This is a genomic window from Capnocytophaga gingivalis ATCC 33624 (assembly GCF_000174755.1).
Classification (GTDB): Bacteria; Bacteroidota; Bacteroidia; order Flavobacteriales; family Flavobacteriaceae; genus Capnocytophaga; species Capnocytophaga gingivalis.
On record NZ_ACLQ01000003.1, the window covers coordinates 34,624 to 52,199 of the forward strand.

Here is a 17,576-nt window from a genome sequence, read left to right on the forward strand (position 1 = left end):
TTACTGTATGTTACCTTGTCTGATTGTGGATAAAGACTTCCTTTGTTTACCCTGTGAGTCGAAATTCTCAGGAGAAAGCCATTGCTCAAGAGCACGTTTGTTAGCTTCCCATTCCTTGTCTATCATAGCAAACCAAGCGGTGTCGCGCGAACGCCCTTTGTAAACCACAGCCTGCCTGAATGTACCCTCATATACAAAGCCCAAGCGCTCTGCAGCACGGCGCGAAGGTTCATTAAGGCTGTCACATTTCCATTCGTAACGCCTATATTGGAGGGTCTCAAATACATATTTTGCCAACAAATACTGCGCTTCTGTAGCCATACGCGTACGCTGTAAAGCCGGCGAATAGTTCACCCACCCCACTTCTATCACTCTGTTTTTAGGGTCTATACGCATTAGGGCAAGCGTACCCACGGCTTTTCGCGTTTGCTTATCTACAATCGTCAGAAAATAAGGGTCGGTAGAGGCTTCCTGCTTGGTGAGTAAAGCGTGCAACTCCTCTTTGTTCTTTGCAGGAGCTATAGATAAATAAGTCCAATCGGGCATCACGGCAGAGGCTTCCAAATAGAAATCACTCAAATCGTCTAAATGTTTGGCTACCGAAAGAGGTTCCAACAGACAATAATTTCCCTCTAAAAGGGTTATATGAGGGGTTGCTCCTACTGAAAAATTAGGTAATGCCTCCCCTATGGGTTGATTGTATTGGTTTGTGATCATTGTATATCTTTAAATAATCGGTTGATACGCCAAACATTTGTCTACTACTTCCTCGACGGTGGGGTCGTAGGAGGAAATATCCATAGTGCGGGCGTTGTAGTTTTCCGGATAGAAGAATAACGAACTGCCCTCGGGGTGAGGTACATTGCGATCGAAGCGCTCCATTAGCTCCTCTTGGCGATCATCATCGGTTTCTTCTATGATTTGGTTTCCTAATTGTATGAGTTCTTCTCGGGTCATTCGGTAAAAAAAAGTTTTTATACTATTTAGAGGCAATCGTTCTCAGTGCCTTTTTTACAATATACTTGGTTTCCTTGGTAGGACTTTCGCGCTCCCAACGCTCACAAAGGGCTGTTACAAAATCGGGACGGGTTTTGCTGGCATCGTTCAGCCAGTTCCCTACGCTATCTTGCACATACTTAGCCTTATCGGACTTCAATTTGTCTAATATAGGCAAATACACCTCTGGCTTTTCTTTCAAGGCTTCTATATGAGCACACCAAACACCCCGCGGACGCAAGGCTTCTGTACTAAACCTGCGGATATTCTCCTCTTCGCTTTCTGCCCAATGGGAAAGAAAACCAATGGAAAAGTCTAAATGCTCGCTCATTTCGGGGCGTAATGCCATCCAAATAATCTCACGAACGCCAAAATGACTATCGGCTACCAAAGATTTTAGTTTGTGTAGCTTATCTTCTAAAGGAATTTCTGTATGCAAAGCCACCAAATAACAAGCATAACAGCGCACAGAATCGGATAAATGCGTGCTGATTTGCTTAAACAAAGGCTCATAAAGGTCAGTATTTGCATATTTTTCGTATAACAATGCCCCTATGAGCTTAATTGTATTCATTGTAGAAGGTTTCTTTTGCTGATTGATTTGGCAAACCAACTCTTCAATGATGTTTTTATCAATCCCCAAAGCAGGAAAAACAGATGCTACCAGCTGTGAATGATCTACAGCCAGCCACTCGGTAAGGTTTACCGTTTCTATACGCCCCTCATTTAATAGCGAAAGCACTTCGGCAGGTATATCTACTGCCTTTTGAGCCCCTTTTCTGTTTTTGATAATTTCTATATCCATATAATAAATTATTCCTCCTCTTCTGTGTTTATAGATTCTTTAGTAAGAAGATTTTGGAAATCAGAAAAGTTTGCGGCTATCTTCTCACAAAACATATCGTGATACCAAATCCAAAGCGAACCATCGTGCAGGTTGATAAACACAAATCCTTCGTTTACAGAACCTATAGCAAAGGCTGATTGGAGTTCTTCGGAGGTCAAAGTGTCTTCATCACGGGTTTGCAACATCGAAAAATCAATATCATCACGAGTAAAGAAAGCATAATTGCAGAAAGATTCGCTATAAGTATGCGACAAGAGATACTCTTTGCTCCATACTTCAATCTCGGTACTGTGTTCGTATTCTGTATGAGGGAACATTGTGAGCCATTCGGGGAAAGACTCTCCATTTTCAATACTGTTTACATACTCTTTTGGGAGCTCTCTCCCTAAATATGTTGTAGGTAATACTTCGTTGTTCATAGGTTTGTTATGAAATGTTATGTGTTTTTTATTCCTAATTTACTCCGTTACTTCAAGAAACCACTTCAAAAAAGGGTCTGTAATAGGTTCATCATTCATATTATGTGGAGTTACAACCTCTAAACCTATCTTAGGGATAGTGGTATGAAAGGTATTTTGTACCCACTCTTGGTATTGGGTATTAGGGTAAACAAATGTATTGTCTTTGTTGCTATTAGGAGGGAGTGGATAATCCTCGTCCCAGCAAATCTCATCATAGCCAATAGCTAAAAGGCGCAAGAAATCCAAAGCGTTTTTCACCAATATACAAGTCATTATAGAGCCTGAACCTGACCCGATATGCACGATTTGGGTATGCCCTTCATCGTCGAGCCACAAGGCACATTCTGAACCATCAGCACCACTCTGCGCGAAGACGAGCAAACGGCGTCTTACTTCATCCTTATGTTTTTTGTAACAATTCTCCAACACTTCCTCACGGTCAATGTTTTTTAATACCGAAAAAGCAATGTCAGTCCCTCCTTCTCGTTCCTCTTCTTTCCAGCTTTCTCTTAGCTTATCTTGCGGGTAGAGATATCCATAACGAATGCCTTCATTCTCTGAATAATAGCCGTTATCCTCTATCCACTGGTAAAGTTTGCGGAGTTCCTCAGGGATTTGCATTCCCTTTGGGAGGGCATTTTCTAATTGTTGTAATAGAATGTTGGGTATCATTAAAACTATTTTTTAGTTGCTCGTTTAGGTTTTTCAAGTGTTTTTATTTCATTACCTAAAACGGTAATTACTTGATTGTTGGAAATAGGTCGCAAATCTATTTTCTGTGAATAGTCATTTACTATTTTTTGAGTAACTTCCTTGAAAGGAAAGTTCAGATAATGAGGTAAAAAATAAAAATCTACCAAATGTAATCCTGAATAATCAGTGAGTTCAGGAGCTTTTTTGGTCTCGTCCATATCTCTAACAAATTCAATAGTAGGAGAGGCAATGATAGAACCTGCCGAAGTACCTATGTACAACTTTCCATTATCAATTTGTTCTATAAGTAGCTTGTCTGCTCCTTTCTTTTTTAGTTCCTGCATTAGGTAGAATGTATTCCCTCCAGAGATAAAAATATAATCATTTCGTTCTAATACTGTCGCTATTTCTTCGGTAGTAGCTGTAGAAATTTCTAATTCTTCTATGATAAGACCTAATTTTTCAAAGGCTTTTCTATCATCATCTACATAAAAACGCACTTTTTCTACCAAACTTGCTGTTGGGATAAAAGCAAGTTTTTTCCCATTTACGGGTTCACCTGCAAAATCTTCAAACAATTTAGCTACTGAACTGAACGATGAGGTTAAAAATAATCTTTTCATTTGTAATAATAATTGCTGTTATTGGACAGTGGAGGCACGAGCTACAAGCTCGCGCCAGCGAGGGCTGTTATTGGATAATTCAGACGGAGCTGACCTGTCGGACGAGTCGGACGAAAGGGGAGTCTGTCTGAAAAATTTTATTTGTGTGGGCGTTTGCAAAACGCCCGTACATAACATACTTCAAAGATTATTGATAATCAGAGTAGTCAACTTTGCCAAAGGTCGTAGCACGACGAGCAATTAAAACTTTGGCAAAGTGTAGTGATACAAAAGCGATTTTGAGACTTTTCGGACAGCCCCTTACGAATAATCAAAAGTGAATAGCACAATACGGCTTACGGGTTCGTACAACATAATGATATAGCCTCCTGCCCCTACCCAATGGAAAGCTGTTGCCTCGGCTACAAGATAAAAAGGGTTTCCTTTGTATGAAATGTCAAACACTACCTCATCATCTTCTTCACCATCTTCTATGTTCATCTTAAAAGCCTTTGGATATTCCTCATCTTCAATAGTGGAACACCAGTTGCCATACTGAGGCTCTCCCCCTAATATCTCCAAAAATGTTTTCCTATTCAGTTTCCCCTTATATTCAAGATAATGCAAATCCACTAAAGTGCCATATTTGGCTACATTTTCCTTACTCTTTTCATAGTTATCAGCCATTTCCCGAAAGAGTTCCTCTTCTTCAGAGTTAAAATCCCAATGGTGAATAGCAGTTCGCTCAAAATATCCTTCCTTGCCGAGGAACTCAAACTTATTATCGTCGGTTAGACGGAAAGCTAACCAGTTAGGCGCGGTATATTCGTTGTGATATTCGGTGGTATTATCACCTATATACCCCTCGTAAGGCTCAAATGGAGCGAGCATATAGACCTTTTGCCCTGCCCAATCGGGATTGATTTCAGCTAAATCGATACTCATCAGGGGCAAAAAATGATTTTTGAGCCACGGTTGCTCTTTTACAAAAATGTCTTCTGCCTTGGGGAACGCCTGCAAATGGTCGTTCAATTCTTTAATTTCTTCTCTTGTTGTCATTGTTTTTTTATATTAATTAATTTATTTTTCTTACGAATAATCAAAAGTGAATAGCACGATACGACTTACGGGCTCGTACAGCATAATGATATTGTCGCCAGCTCCTACCCAATAGAAAGCTCTTGCCTCGGCTACGAGATAAAAAGGATTTCCTTTGTATGAAATGTCAAACACTACCTCATCATTTTCTTCACCATCTTCTATATGCATCTTAAAAGCCTTCGGATATTCCTCATTTTCAATGGTGGAACACCAGTTGCCATATTGTAACTCTCCGCCCAAAGTATCTAAATAATTTACCACATTCAAGTTCCCATCATAATCAGCATAACCATTTAACACTAATGCCCCATATTTTTTAAAATTTGCCTTGTTTTCTTCATATTCTTTCTGCATCTCTTGTATTTCTTCCTCCTCTTCAGAATCAAAATCCCAGTTGTGAATAGCGGTTCGTTCAAAATATCCTTCCTTGCCGAGGAACTCAAACTTATTATCGTCAGTTAGGCGGAAAGCCAACCAGTTAGGTGCGGTATATTCGTTGTGATATTCGGTGGTATTATCGCCTATATACCCCTCGTAAGGCTCAAAGGGGCACAACATATACACCTTTTGTCCTGCCCAATCGGGATTGATTTCGGCTAAATCGATACTCATCAGGGGCAGAAAATGATTTTTGAGCCACGGTTGCTCTTTTACAAAAATATCTTCCGCTTTGGGGAACGCCTGCAAATGGTCGTTCAGTTCTTGGATTTCTTCTCTTGATTGCATAATGATAATTGTTTAAGGTTTCTAAATTTAGGGCGAATTGCCATTTGCCCCTATACATACCACAAAAGCGATGTTATGTAAAGTCAAAAGTATATAACACGATACGGCTTACAGGTTCATAAAACATAATGATACCATCGATACCACCATCATACCAATCATAGCTTGCAGTTTCTGCAATAAAATAAAAAGGATTTCCTTTATAAGTTATACTAATCCCATCGTCAGGAAGTCCTTCTTCTCTATCCAACTTCATTGCAAATGCTTTGGGATACTCGCCACTTGAAATAGAAGTTGCCCAATTAGAAAAAGAATATTCCCCTCCTAATCTACTTAAATAATTTGCTTTTTCTATTTTCCCATCATATTCTAATGCAAATATATTAATCAATGTGCCGTATTTCTCAAAATTCACTTTGCTTTTTTCATAGCTTTTCTGCATTTTTTGAAATTCTTTTTCTTCTTCAGAGTTAAAATCCCAGTCGTGAATAGCAGTTCGCTCAAAATATCCTTCCTTGCCGAGGAACTCGAACTTGTTATCGTCGGTTAGGCGGAAAGCCAGCCAGTTAGGCGCGGTATATTCGTTGTGATACTCGGTGGTATTATCGCCTATATAACCCTCGTAAGGCTCAAAGGGGCACAACATATACACCTTTTGTCCTGCCCAATCGGGATTGATTTCGGCTAAATCGATACGCATCAGGGGCAAAAAATGATTTTTAAGCCACGGTTGCTCTTTTACAAAGATGTCTTCCGCTTTGGGGAACGCCTGCAAATGGTCGTTCAGTTCTTGGATTTCTTCTGTTGTTGTCATTGTGTTTTTTATATTAATTAATCTATTTTTCTTACGAATAATCAAAAGTGAATAGCACAATACGGCTAACAGGCTCATAAAGCATATGATATAGCCACCAGAACCCACCCAGTCGGGATTGATTTCGGCTAAATCGATACTCATAAGCGGCAAAAAATGATTTTTGAGCCATTGTTGTTCTTTTACAAAAATGTCTTCTGCTTTAGGGAATGCCTGCAAATGGTCGTTCAGTTCTTGGATTTCTTCTCTTGTTGTCATAAAAATAAATCGTTTATAAAATAATTACATAGCTATTAGATAGCTATTAGTTACATATTCTGTTAGAAAAACAAATAAAAACTAATCACAAAAATACAATTACTCTCCAAACTGAACAAAATTCTACACTTCAACCTATCATCTACACCATAAAAAAGCTCTGAAAACAAGTTTCAACGTATCGTTTATGTTACAAAAATCATCTTTTTTGATAGTTCAACGCATCGTTGATATATGAATTTTATTCTATTTTAAAGATTTATTCATATATTCACCTATTCTTTTTGTACTATTTCCAACCTCCACCAAGTGCTTTGTATAAGGAAATACCATATTGCATACGTGTAAATTGTGATTCGGCAACACTAAGTTCCGCATTTAGTCGATTTACTTCGGCGGTGATTACCTCTAAATAATTCACCATACCACTATCGAACAGCTGTTTGGAGTAGTCTGTAGCTTCTTGATAGGCTTTCATCTCCTTGTTTTTTAGCTCAATAAATTCTGTTTGGTTGGAAAAATTCTGCATAGCATCGGCTACTTCCTTACCCGCAGAAAGTATCACTTTCTTGAAATTGAGCAAAGCGGTTTCTTGTTCTATCTGTCTCATTTCGTATTGGGTACGAATCTGTCTTCCATTGAGGATAGGTTGTGCCAATCCTGCTACAAAATTAGCAAATATGGACTTAGCCGAAATCCACGTATCGAGTTCGGTAGAGGAGAATCCACCTCGCGCGGATAGTGTAAGCGTGGGGTAGAAAGCGGCACGGGCTACATTGGTCATCTCAAAGGCGTTGCGCAGACTGAGTTCTGCACGTGCTACATCGGGGCGATTCTGAAGGAGCTTGGCAGCATACCCTTGCTTAAATTCGGTAGGGAAATTCTGCTCGGCAAGCGTGGTGCGCTCTATCGTATGAGGTTCTTCGCCAAGGAGTACACAGATGGTATTCTCCAATGCCCACACGCTATTCTTGATAGAAATGAGTTGTGCCTGAGCATTGTATACCAAAGCTTCTATCTGTTTGGTAGCTACTTCGGTAGTGGAGCCCGCCTCCTTGAGGTGCTTGGTAGTCTCCAAGCTCTTTTGGCGGAAATCAATAGTTTGTTCCAACACCTTTTTCTGCTTATCAAGCATCAGCAGTTGGTAATAAGCCGTTGCCAAGGTAGCCACTACCTCGGATTGTACGGCTTTCTGTGCCTCTACCGTAGCGAGGTAGGAAGCATAAGAAGCGCGTTTTTGGGCAGAGAGCTTACCCCAGATATCGGCTTCCCACGAAGCTGAGCCTGTAAGATCCCATAGGTTGCCGTAAGTACGTTCGCCCACGCCTCCCATCGCATTGATAGAGGAGGTAGCGCGGGTATAATTCGCCTGAGCAGCAAGGGTAGGGATAAAAGCGGCTTTGCTTTGCTTGAGGTACGCCTGAGCGGAAGCCACATTCTGCATCGCTACACGTACATCAAGATTGTTAGAAAGCGCCTTATTGATATGTCCTTGGAGGGTGGCATCGGTGAAGATGTTACGCCAAGAGACATTGGCACTGCTAAGACTATCCGTAGGGATATTATCCGTACGGAAAAGTTTTTCATTCACGACATTGGGACGCTCGTAAGTTTTGCGACCTGCACAAGCGGTGAGAGTAAGGGCTACAAAAGCCACTGCGAAACCTTTATAAATGATTCTGTTCATAATCTTAATTTAGGTAATAAGTAATAGATAATAAGCGATAAGGTTTTATAATATTAATTATTTTTGTTTGTTTTTGATATGCTCATTATAGTAATCTTGGGTGTAAACAAACACATTATACATAGAAATCTGTTCTATTTCCTTAGGCATCTCATCCCAAGTGCGTATCTCATAGGTATAAAACTCTCCATTGCGCACACGCTCCTTGAATGCTTCTTCATTCGATTTTTCAACTTTTGAATCATCTAGGTAAAAACTAAAAGATACTGTATAAGGATCCACAAAATATTTATAAATTACATCAGAATCTAATTGTACTTTATACTTTTGATGCGGTATATTCTTGATTACAAAGTAATATTGTTTATTCATTTTATACCCTTTATATTCGCTTTCAACAGAGAATTCTAATATATCAAATAGTTTTGCTTGTATAGTATAGTTTCCTTGGGCATCGGTATATACCTTTTCTCTACCATTGGAGACTATTAACTTAGGGAAAGGTTTATTTTCCTCATCAAAAACCCTTCCTGATACGGTGATTTGTGCCATAGTGGAAAGCGTAAAAAAGAATAGAAATATAGCAAGTCGGGTCATAGCTTATGGAAATTTTTATTTTTTTCAATATTCAACGATACGTTTATTTAACGAAAAGTATCTTTTTCCAGAAATCTACATACCGTAGAAAATACAAAACAGCACAGAAATTAATGTTCAACGATTTATAATAAAATGTATTTATTTCTTTTTCTCTTTGTCTTTGATATGCTCATTATAATAATCTTTGGTATAAACATATAGAATATAGTCGTAATAGTCGCTAATTCTATCCGAAAATATAGCATCTTCCTTTAGTGAATACTGAAAAAACTCTCCGTTTCTGAGTCTTTCCTTAAAGGATTCCTTATCCTTTGCTTTAATAGGCACTCCATCGAGCACAAAAAGTATATCTGGATTTCTTGCCCCTTTTATACACTCATATATAGAACTAAAACCTACAAAAGCATCATAACTCTGATGAGGCGTTTCTTTTAGTACATAGTATGGAATTCCAACATAATAAATTTGAGACTTCTTCTCAAATCTATAAAAATAAATAACATCCCATAGTTTGGCTTCTATTTTATACCTGCCCTCACTATCGGTTCGCACCGTATCTCTTCCATTGGTAACCGGAAAATCAGCATAAGGTTTCTTTTCGTCATCAAAAACCCTTCCTGATACGGTGATTTGCGCCATAGTGGAAAGCGTAAAAAAGAATAGAAATATAGTAATTCGGGTCATATCAAAAATATTTTATTTCTTTTTACTCTTATTCTTTTTATGCTCATTATAGTAATCCTTGGTATAAGCTACTAATCCATATTGACTGAGATAGCCATATTGCTCAAATAACTCTTGCTTCTCCATTACAGAATACTTGTAAAACTGTCCGCTTCGGAGTTCTTTTTTGAATGCTTCTCTATCTTTTTCTTCAACTATCTTATCATTACGTATAAAAAGGATTCCACAACCATAAGCATACTCAATATGAATATTACTATTCCTATAGAGTCTGTCCATAGTATGGTTATATACTTGGTGAGGTGTGTCTTTAAACACAATATAACAGCCCATATTGTCAAAGTGGATTGTATCCCACTGTTTTGCTTGTATCTTATACATACCATTGGCATCCGTTGTTACATAATTAGCAGCATAATGCTCTTCATTGGTATAAATTATCACGTCTGTTTTTACAGTAATATTGGCAAGAGGTTTTCCTTCTTTGTCAGTAACCTTGCCTGTTATAGTAATTTGCGCCATAGTGGAAAGCGTAAAAAAGAATAAAAATATAGTAAGTCGGTTCATAACTTTTATTTTTTAGTGTTTATAATGATTACTCCATAGGCTCCAAGAGAGCCATATAATGGAACTCCTGATTGTTCATCTATTTCTATTATTTCCTCTATTTTCTTCCGTCGTATTTTTTTGAGAAACTCTTCCTTTTTTTCTATAGGCAATCCGTCGAGAACAAACAACTTGTCGCAAGGAGTTTTCAAACTTATAGAGGGTGTAGAGGCTCTTGGGTCGCTGTTTCTGCTTTCAATAGGAGGGTGTTGTACAAAGTTATGGCTTTGTTCTCTTGCTTCTTTTACGACGAGATAACAATCCTCTATATTTTCAGGTTGTATCGCATTCCAGCGACGGGCTTCAATCGTGTAATTACCTATGCTATCGGTAAAGGTTCGAGTCCCCCTATCGTTGTTACGCACTTTGATATTAGCCAGAGGATTCCCTTCTTTGTCTGTAACTTTCCCTGAAACCACTATAAGGCGATACGTTTGATAGAATTCTCCAATTTCTCTATAATGTCGCTCTCTTCTGTTGAGCTTTCTCTCAGCAGGAATATCTATAAGAGCTTCAGCCTTGCTAAGGGTTTCTTTAGTGATGATATATAACGCTCCGTATTTTGCGCTATTACCAAAGATATTTTTAGCCTCTTCTCTAAAAAACAGCAAGATTTCTGCTATCTCATCGGGTTGTAGCTTTTTAGTCTTCAAGCTCCATCTACTCAATTTCTTCCCATCGATAATACAAAGAGGGGGCTCGTTAGGAATTCTCCCTATATCCTTTATGCCTCCCTTTTGAGTTTTATCCTCTTGAGCCATTAGGGGCAGTGAAAACAATGTAAAAAATAAAAGAAACTTCATAACAACTCAAAATACAAAACTTAAAACTCCTACTTATAATTCCAGTCCTCACCCGTAAGATCATAGACCTTTTGGATACGCTTCATCAGCTCTACGAAGTCTATTTCCAAGTCTATCAGGCGTCCTGAACGGATATCAAACACCCATCCGTGGACAATAGGGTACTGGTGATAGAGGTATCCCTCCTGTACACAGGCCATTTTCGCCACGTTGATACACTGTTCTTCCACATTGAGCTCTACCAAACGGTTGTAACGTTCCTTAGGAGAGGTGATGCTATCGAGCTCATCCTGATGTAGACGATACACATCGCGTATGGTTCTCAGCCAAGGGTTGAGTAGCCCCAAGTCCTTGGCTTGCATAGCGGCTTTTACCCCTCCACAGTCGTAATGCCCACATACGATAATATGTTTCACTTGCAGGTGTTCCACGGCGTATTGTATCACCGCTGTAGAACTCATATCCAGCGTATTGACCACATTGGCGATATTGCGATGAACAAAGACATCGCCAGGGCCTAATCCCATCAGTTCCTCAGCCGTTACACGACTATCCGAACAACCAATATAGAGAAAGTCAGGGTTTTGTTCCTTGACAAGCTTTTTGAAAAAATCCTTATCTTCGCCAGTCTTCCTTTCGACCCACTGGCGATTGTTCTCAAAGATGGTTTTGTAAGTATCCATAGTAATGATTAATGGTTAATTGTCAATGGTTAATTAACTCAACCGCTCATTGACTCCTTAGAATATAGGCTGGATGGCTTTGACAATACTATCCATAGAAACAGGTTGAGGGGTTACCTTGTCGCCTGTGCGTACCCCATTAAGCCCTTGTACGATGATCACATCGCCTGCCTTGAGGCCACTCTCTACCACTACCAAGTTGTCGGCACGGCTCTTGAGGGTTACCACCACCTGCTTGATAGTATTGTCTTCTACCTTGTAGGCAAATATCTTCCCTTGTTGCTCAAATACCGCCACTTCAGGAATTACCAAAGAGTTGTCAAAAGTCTGTGGAATAAGGATGGTACCACTATTTCCGTTGGTAAGTAAGTGTTCTGGGTTAGGGAAAGTAGCACGGATCTGTATAGATCCTGTAGTAGGGTCTATCTGTCCGGTTACTGTTTGGATCTTTCCTTTGTGATTATACTCTTTTCCATTGGCCATAATCAAAGATACTTCGGAAAAATTAGCCAATTTTTCCTTGACTGTAGCTCCTTTTGCCTGAGCGAGGAAAGAGAGATAATCCTTTTCGTTCATAGAGAAATAGGCATATACATCCTTTACATCGGAAACGGTGGTGAGTACCGTGTTATTGGCTGTTACCAAGGCTCCTTCACGGTACTGGATGGCTCCTACCACTCCATTGACAGGTGCTTTTACAACAGCAAATCCGATATTGCTTGCCACTTCGTTATAAGCCGCTTGGGCTCGCTGTAGGTTGGCCTGAGCTGTTTCGAGCTGCACCTTGCTTACGATATTCTTTTCCACAAGAGGGAGGAGTCTGTTCACCTCCACACGAGCTACCTCCACCTGTGCCTTGGCGGAAGCCGCTGATTGGTTAAGAGTTTGTGTCTCGAGCTGGAACATAGGCTGCCCTTGGCGCACTGCCTGCCCTTCGTCCACAAGTACTTTGGTGATATATCCAGAAATTTTGGCCTGTACAGGGCTATTGACCACCCCTTCTATATTGACAGGGAAAGAGAGGTTCGAAGTGGTACTCTGCTCTCCTACTGTAATGGTAGGCAATACCTTCTGAGTGGCTCCCATACCGGCGCCTTGTTGTTCTTGTCCTTTTTTACATCCTATGGTAAGGACAAGCATACTTACAAAAATTAAAACTTTATTCATTATTTAAAAGAATTTTAAAATTATAGTTTTTTAGAGAAATCTATATTATCGGTTAATTTCCATTTTTTAATTGAATGATCCATGAGCTCACATGAGCGTATATATTACCTTTACTTTTTACTTTTTACAAGTCCCTTATACATTCCTACTGAAATAAGGATACACAAGGTTATTGCAAAGAGCATAGGTTGCTCGGTTTCGACTGAGAATAGTGCCAATATAGCACCGATGATAGCGCCGATAGCGAATCGGAACATTCCTATAAGCGAATTGGCGGTCCCTGCTGTACGTGGGAATAACTCAAGGACAGCTGCATTGGCATTGCTCGAGACAATAGAGACCATCCCTACATATAGTGCTACTCCAATGGCAGAAGGCCATAGCCCCCAATGAAAAAACGCACAGAATGCCAAGTAGACACCCATGATCAGCTGTATCCAAAGCCCAATCCTTAGGATACGTTCGGTGCCTAAGCGACCTACGAAGCGCCCCCCAAGAAAAGTAGCGATCATCATCACGCCTATATTCAATATAAAAAAGTACCCAAAATTCTTAGGTGCTACTCCATAGACTCCTGTATAAACCAATGATCCTGAAGTCAAAAAGCAAAACATTCCTGAATAGGAAAAAGCATTGGTAAAAATATACCCCAGTACTTTCCTATTGGTCGCTACTGTACGATAATTACGCAATACACCTATGATATCCAAGGGAATGCGTCGTTCTTTGGGCAAAGACTCTGGGATGCGCAGCCATACCAAAAGGGCCGCGAGCAATCCCAATACTGTCAATAGGTAAAAAATGGCCTGCCAATGAAACCAATCGGCTATATACCCTCCCAAAATAGGAGCTACCAAAGGAGCTATCATGGTGACAAGCATGATCATAGACATCATCTTGGAGAAGGCTTCCTTATTGAAAAGGTCTCTGAGTAAAGCACCTGCAACCACGGCAGGGGCTGAACCAAAAAAGCCTTGCAAAAAGCGCAATATATAAAAATGATATAATTCCCCCACCTGTGTAAGCCACAAGGCAATCACTGCCGCTACGATCACCCCTACAATAATAGTAGGCTTGCGACCATAGCTATCCGAAAGTGGTCCCCAGAGCAATTGTCCCAAGGCAAAGCCCAAGGTAAATAGGGCTAAGGTCGTCTGGATGCGCTCCTTGGAGACATGCAAGTCCGAGGCTATTGCCCCAAAGGATGGTAAGTACATATCTATCGCCAAAGGAGTAAGCATAGAGAGCAATCCTAAGATTAAGATAAAAAGAACGTCTGTATTATAGTTTTTCACGTATATCTTCCTGTTTTAGTTTTTCCAAGAAATCTTCAGTAAGTGATTCCATTTTTCCGAGATAATCCAGCAATATCCCCGTTTTTTTCATTCTTCTCTCGAGGAAGCGATCTGTATGTTGAGGATCTTGCTCATCGATATATTTTCTAAAACGAAGGGTAAAATCCCTTTCGTAACGAATCAGTTCGAGAAATTCCGAAAATCGCTTGTCAAAAGGAAAGGATTTGAAGTATTTTCTTCGCTTTCCCTCCTTAGTGTCATAGTAGATCAGCCCTTTGTCCAAAAGAAAATTGATATTGGTAGAAAGCGTGCTTTTGCTGGCCTGTACCCTCTCAATGAGATATTCAAAGGTAAGTCCCTCCGCACAGCCTTCAATGACCAATACAGACAATATCTTAGCGGCCATAGGAGATACATGGTGCATCTTCCTAAAGAGCTCAGACATCATCTCAATAAGAGTGTTTTTTTCAATATTCAATGTTCAATGGATTAATGTTCAATGATTAATGCTCAATGATTAATGCTCAATGATTAATCACTATTGGTATTAATAATTATTTCTGGGAGCAAAGATAGTTATTTAGTTCTATAGTTTGCGAACCAAAAAGATAATCTTTTGTTAAAACGATTAATAGAGAGCTTATACACCTTACTATCAGTCATTTGCCCTTACAAAATATTTTTCACTTTTCTCTTTTCGTTTCTTGCTCAAAATCGTACCTTTGTGTCCTAATTTCAAAATTTGATACTATGCAGTCATTTTTACCCAACATGTTTTATTATGGCTTCCCTGTAGTATTACTCACCACAACCAATGAGAAGGGGAATGCAAATATTACGCCTATCAGCTGTACCTTTACCCTGAGTACCCATGCGGTAATGGCTTTAGTAAAGCTCAATAAGGCTTATGAGAATGTACTTGTTGTCCCTGAAGTAGTCTTTAACCTGCCTACAGCTTCTATGTGGGAACAAGTGGATACTATAGCACCCTATACAGCCAAGAATCCTGTACCTGCGCAGAAGGCAGAGAAGTACACCTTTGCTCAGGACAAATTTGCTATAGGAGGTTTTACACCACTACCTTCGCAGAAGGTGCGTCCGCCCCGTATTGCTCAGTGCCCCATACAAGCCGAGGCCAAAGTGACAGAAGTCATCGACCGCAATGGTTATGTATTGGTAGAGCTTGAATTCGTTGTAGTTCATGCGGAAGATCATTTAGTTATGGACGGAGACAAGATCAATCCCTTAGCATGGAATCCACTAATCTATAACTTCAAGCATTACTATGGCTTAGGAGAACACAAAGGAGTAAATTTTGCCCTGAGACCTCAGCAATGATTTATGGAAATCAATAAATTGCGTCTCTACTACGACAAGGAAAGTATCGAAGTAGAGACGCAATTATTGTGTTTTAACAAATTAGGTATTATCCCTCAATTATTAACCATTAATCATTATTACCAGATTTTGACCCTATCCTGAGGAGCTCTGTAGAGCTTATCACCTGTTTTCACCTTGAAAGCCTTATACCAAGCCTCCACATTGGTTAGTGGTGCATAAGCACGGATATACTGAGGAGTATGAGGGTCTGTTTTTACCTGATTGAGTAGGTGTTTTTCAGTGGAAAAGCCACGCCACACAGTCGCCCAAGAGATAAAAAAGCGTTCCTCTTGGGTATATCCACTTATCTTTTGTACCTTGCCATGCTCTTTGAGGTATAGCTGTAGCGCATCATAAGCGATATTAACCCCACCGAGGTCGGCTATATTTTCGCCATTGGTAAAGATTCCATTGACAAAAACTCCTTTAGCCACTTCATATTTATCGAACTGAGCTGCGAGAGCCTTAGTTGCTTTTTTGAAATTTTCCTTATCCTGAGGTGTCCACCAGTTTTTAAGATTTCCATCCCCATCATACTCAGCGCCACTATCATCGAATCCATGGGTCATCTCATGCCCAATCACCGCGCCTATACCACCAAAATTAACCGCAGGATCCGCATCGAAGCTAAAGAAAGGAGCCTGAAGGATAGCTGCTGGGAACACAATCTCGTTGTTCATAGGGCTGTAATAAGCATTGATTGTTTGTGGAGTCATACGCCAGCGGGATTTGTCCACCTTTTGTCCTACATCGGCCAAGTTCTCCTTATAGCGCCATGCACGGATACTACATACATTGTCAAAATAAGAAGCTGTGGAGGCTGGTGCTATCTCCAAGCGAGAGTAATCTGTCCACTTATCAGGATAGCCAACCTTTACCCCAAATTTGTTCAACTTGGCAAGTGCTTTTTCCTTAGTCTGAGGGGACATCCATTGTACCTGTTGGATATGCTGGGCAAAACTTCTTCTGAGATAGTCGATCAGTACCAACATTTCCTCCTTAGCCTTAGCAGGGAAATACCTCTCTACATAGAACTTGCCGAAGGCCTCCCCTAAGAGCCCATTGATTATGCCCAAGGCACGCTTGTTCATAGGGCGTTGTTGCTGTTGTCCTTTGAGATAGCGGGTATAGAAATCGAAAGAGAGTTCGTCCAATGCACTGTCCAAAGTATGGAGGTTACTGGAGACCTGCTGATACTTGAGGTAAGTCTTGAGCAGTGGGATATTCTCCTGAGAGAGAAAAGTATCATACGCCTTGTACAGACGGATCTCAGGAACGATAACCCTATCGGTCTGTACCCCTACTGTGGAGAGATATACAGGGAGGTTCACTCCCTTAACCAAAGAAGACAATTCCTTGATTGATAAAGGATTATAAGTGATGTTAGGATCCCTTCTCTCCTCATTGGTATAGATGAGCTTAGCAATACGGCGCTCCATATCGACCAACTCCTGTGCCTTCTGAGCAGGGTTTTCCTCCCCAATCATAGAGAGTACTTTAGTGACATATTCTTGATACTTGGCAATGGTCTTGGTATTGGCCTCAGAGTCCTTTTGGTAGTAGCTTCGAGAAAGCCCTATGGAGAAGGCTCCAAGATAGACAGCATTCATCTGAGAATCCTTTTTGTCGGCAGAGACACTCCAGTTACAGATAGGGTTTTCCCCTTGTGGTGTCACTTCAATAAGGTATCGCTGCAGGTCAGCCAAAGACTGTATGGCATCAATTTTCACAAAACACTGTCCCAGAGGCTTGAGTCCCTCGGCATTGCGCCGATTCCAATCGAGATAAGAGGCATACAAATCCTTGATTTTCTGTCCTTCGCTTCCCTTAGGAAAGTCCTTCTGCAGAAGTTCGTCCAAGATCGCCAAGCACTGTTCGTCGGTCTTATCTCGAAGGATTTGGAACGTACCCCAAGTAGACTTATCGGCAGGGATTTGTGCTGTTTTAGCCCATTTGCCATTGACAAAATTATAGAAATCATCCTGAGGGCGTACCGAAGTATCCATAGCAGAGAGGTCTAATCCCTTTTCTATAGGATCATTTTTAGATTGTTTTTGAGAGCCACAAGCCACTAAAAAAGCAACAGAGGCAAGCAAATAGATTTTTTTCATGTATTTACAAATTTTCTGCACAAATATACGAATTTTAATTGTAATTTATCAATGGTTTTATG

Annotated in this window: 20 protein-coding genes; 1 reads left to right on the forward strand and 19 read right to left on the reverse strand. The window is 40.2% G+C overall.

All coding sequences use genetic code 11. The annotated features are described in order from the left end of the window. The 18 genes from CAPGI0001_RS00890 to CAPGI0001_RS00975 form a co-directional block, all read right to left on the reverse strand. Positions 1 to 717: a GNAT family N-acetyltransferase gene (locus CAPGI0001_RS00890; RefSeq protein ID WP_002665730.1), complete on the reverse strand. Its 717-nt coding sequence runs from the start codon at positions 715 to 717 to the stop codon at positions 1 to 3. Positions 718 to 726: 9 nt separating this feature from the next. Continuing rightward, positions 727 to 957, reverse strand: a complete 231-nt coding sequence (locus CAPGI0001_RS00895; RefSeq protein WP_002665645.1) for a bacteriocin immunity protein — start codon at positions 955 to 957, stop codon at positions 727 to 729. Positions 958 to 979: 22 nt separating this feature from the next. Continuing rightward, complete coding sequence (locus CAPGI0001_RS00900; protein ID WP_002665627.1) at positions 980 to 1,801, reverse strand: DNA alkylation repair protein; 822 nt, start codon at positions 1,799 to 1,801, stop codon at positions 980 to 982. An 8-nt stretch (positions 1,802 to 1,809) separates the two neighbouring features. Continuing rightward, the gene (locus tag CAPGI0001_RS00905; protein WP_002665711.1) at positions 1,810 to 2,262 is read right to left on the reverse strand and encodes a hypothetical protein; all 453 of its coding nucleotides are present in this window, start codon (positions 2,260 to 2,262) and stop codon (positions 1,810 to 1,812) included. A 39-nt stretch (positions 2,263 to 2,301) separates the two neighbouring features. Next, positions 2,302 to 2,973, reverse strand: coding sequence for an SMI1/KNR4 family protein (locus CAPGI0001_RS00910; RefSeq protein WP_040359265.1), 672 nt, complete (start codon positions 2,971 to 2,973; stop codon positions 2,302 to 2,304). 8 nt (positions 2,974 to 2,981) lie between these two features. Next, entirely contained in the window at positions 2,982 to 3,620 is a 639-nt protein-coding gene (locus CAPGI0001_RS00915; RefSeq protein WP_002665805.1) for a peptidase E, read from the reverse strand. 300 nt (positions 3,621 to 3,920) lie between these two features. Then, entirely contained in the window at positions 3,921 to 4,658 is a 738-nt protein-coding gene (locus CAPGI0001_RS00920) for a hypothetical protein (RefSeq protein WP_002665896.1), read from the reverse strand. Positions 4,659 to 4,688: 30 nt separating this feature from the next. Next, positions 4,689 to 5,426 carry a hypothetical protein gene (locus tag CAPGI0001_RS00925; protein WP_002665757.1) on the reverse strand — a complete coding sequence of 246 codons (738 nt, stop codon included), beginning with the start codon at positions 5,424 to 5,426 and terminating at the stop codon, positions 4,689 to 4,691. Between the two features lie 73 nt (positions 5,427 to 5,499). After that, a complete protein-coding gene (locus CAPGI0001_RS00930) occupies positions 5,500 to 6,240 on the reverse strand; it encodes a hypothetical protein (RefSeq protein ID WP_040359267.1) in 741 nt (246 codons plus the stop codon). A 547-nt stretch (positions 6,241 to 6,787) separates the two neighbouring features. Continuing rightward, complete coding sequence (locus CAPGI0001_RS00935; RefSeq protein ID WP_002665644.1) at positions 6,788 to 8,185, reverse strand: efflux transporter outer membrane subunit; 1,398 nt, start codon at positions 8,183 to 8,185, stop codon at positions 6,788 to 6,790. A gap of 57 nt (positions 8,186 to 8,242) precedes the next feature. After that, on the reverse strand, positions 8,243 to 8,782 hold the full coding sequence (locus tag CAPGI0001_RS00940) for a peptidase associated/transthyretin-like domain-containing protein (RefSeq protein WP_002665883.1): 540 nt from the start codon (positions 8,780 to 8,782) through the stop codon (positions 8,243 to 8,245). Positions 8,783 to 8,923: 141 nt separating this feature from the next. Then, positions 8,924 to 9,469: a hypothetical protein gene (locus CAPGI0001_RS00945; RefSeq protein WP_002665706.1), complete on the reverse strand. Its 546-nt coding sequence runs from the start codon at positions 9,467 to 9,469 to the stop codon at positions 8,924 to 8,926. 12 nt (positions 9,470 to 9,481) lie between these two features. Then, on the reverse strand, positions 9,482 to 10,036 hold the full coding sequence (locus tag CAPGI0001_RS00950) for an Ig-like domain-containing protein (RefSeq protein ID WP_002665842.1): 555 nt from the start codon (positions 10,034 to 10,036) through the stop codon (positions 9,482 to 9,484). A gap of 5 nt (positions 10,037 to 10,041) precedes the next feature. Continuing rightward, positions 10,042 to 10,878, reverse strand: a complete 837-nt coding sequence (locus CAPGI0001_RS00955) for a carboxypeptidase-like regulatory domain-containing protein (RefSeq protein ID WP_002665695.1) — start codon at positions 10,876 to 10,878, stop codon at positions 10,042 to 10,044. Between the two features lie 29 nt (positions 10,879 to 10,907). Beyond that, on the reverse strand, positions 10,908 to 11,561 hold the full coding sequence (locus CAPGI0001_RS00960; RefSeq protein WP_002665732.1) for a carbonic anhydrase: 654 nt from the start codon (positions 11,559 to 11,561) through the stop codon (positions 10,908 to 10,910). Between the two features lie 57 nt (positions 11,562 to 11,618). After that, on the reverse strand, positions 11,619 to 12,728 hold the full coding sequence (locus CAPGI0001_RS00965; protein ID WP_002665836.1) for an efflux RND transporter periplasmic adaptor subunit: 1,110 nt from the start codon (positions 12,726 to 12,728) through the stop codon (positions 11,619 to 11,621). A gap of 110 nt (positions 12,729 to 12,838) precedes the next feature. Then, positions 12,839 to 14,023: a Bcr/CflA family multidrug efflux MFS transporter gene (locus CAPGI0001_RS00970; protein ID WP_002665715.1), complete on the reverse strand. Its 1,185-nt coding sequence runs from the start codon at positions 14,021 to 14,023 to the stop codon at positions 12,839 to 12,841. Continuing rightward, positions 14,010 to 14,501: a GbsR/MarR family transcriptional regulator gene (locus CAPGI0001_RS00975; protein WP_002665903.1), complete on the reverse strand. Its 492-nt coding sequence runs from the start codon at positions 14,499 to 14,501 to the stop codon at positions 14,010 to 14,012. The genes CAPGI0001_RS00970 and CAPGI0001_RS00975 overlap by 14 nt, the downstream gene beginning before the upstream one ends. Positions 14,502 to 14,773: 272 nt before the next feature. Between CAPGI0001_RS00975 and CAPGI0001_RS00980 the strand changes: the two genes are divergently transcribed. Beyond that, entirely contained in the window at positions 14,774 to 15,361 is a 588-nt protein-coding gene (locus tag CAPGI0001_RS00980; RefSeq protein WP_002665697.1) for a flavin reductase family protein, read from the forward strand. 119 nt (positions 15,362 to 15,480) lie between these two features. Here CAPGI0001_RS00980 and CAPGI0001_RS00985 read toward each other — a convergent pair whose 3' ends face one another. Further along, a complete protein-coding gene (locus tag CAPGI0001_RS00985) occupies positions 15,481 to 17,514 on the reverse strand; it encodes a M13 family metallopeptidase (RefSeq protein WP_040359235.1) in 2,034 nt (677 codons plus the stop codon). Between the last annotated feature and the right edge of the window lie 62 nt (positions 17,515 to 17,576).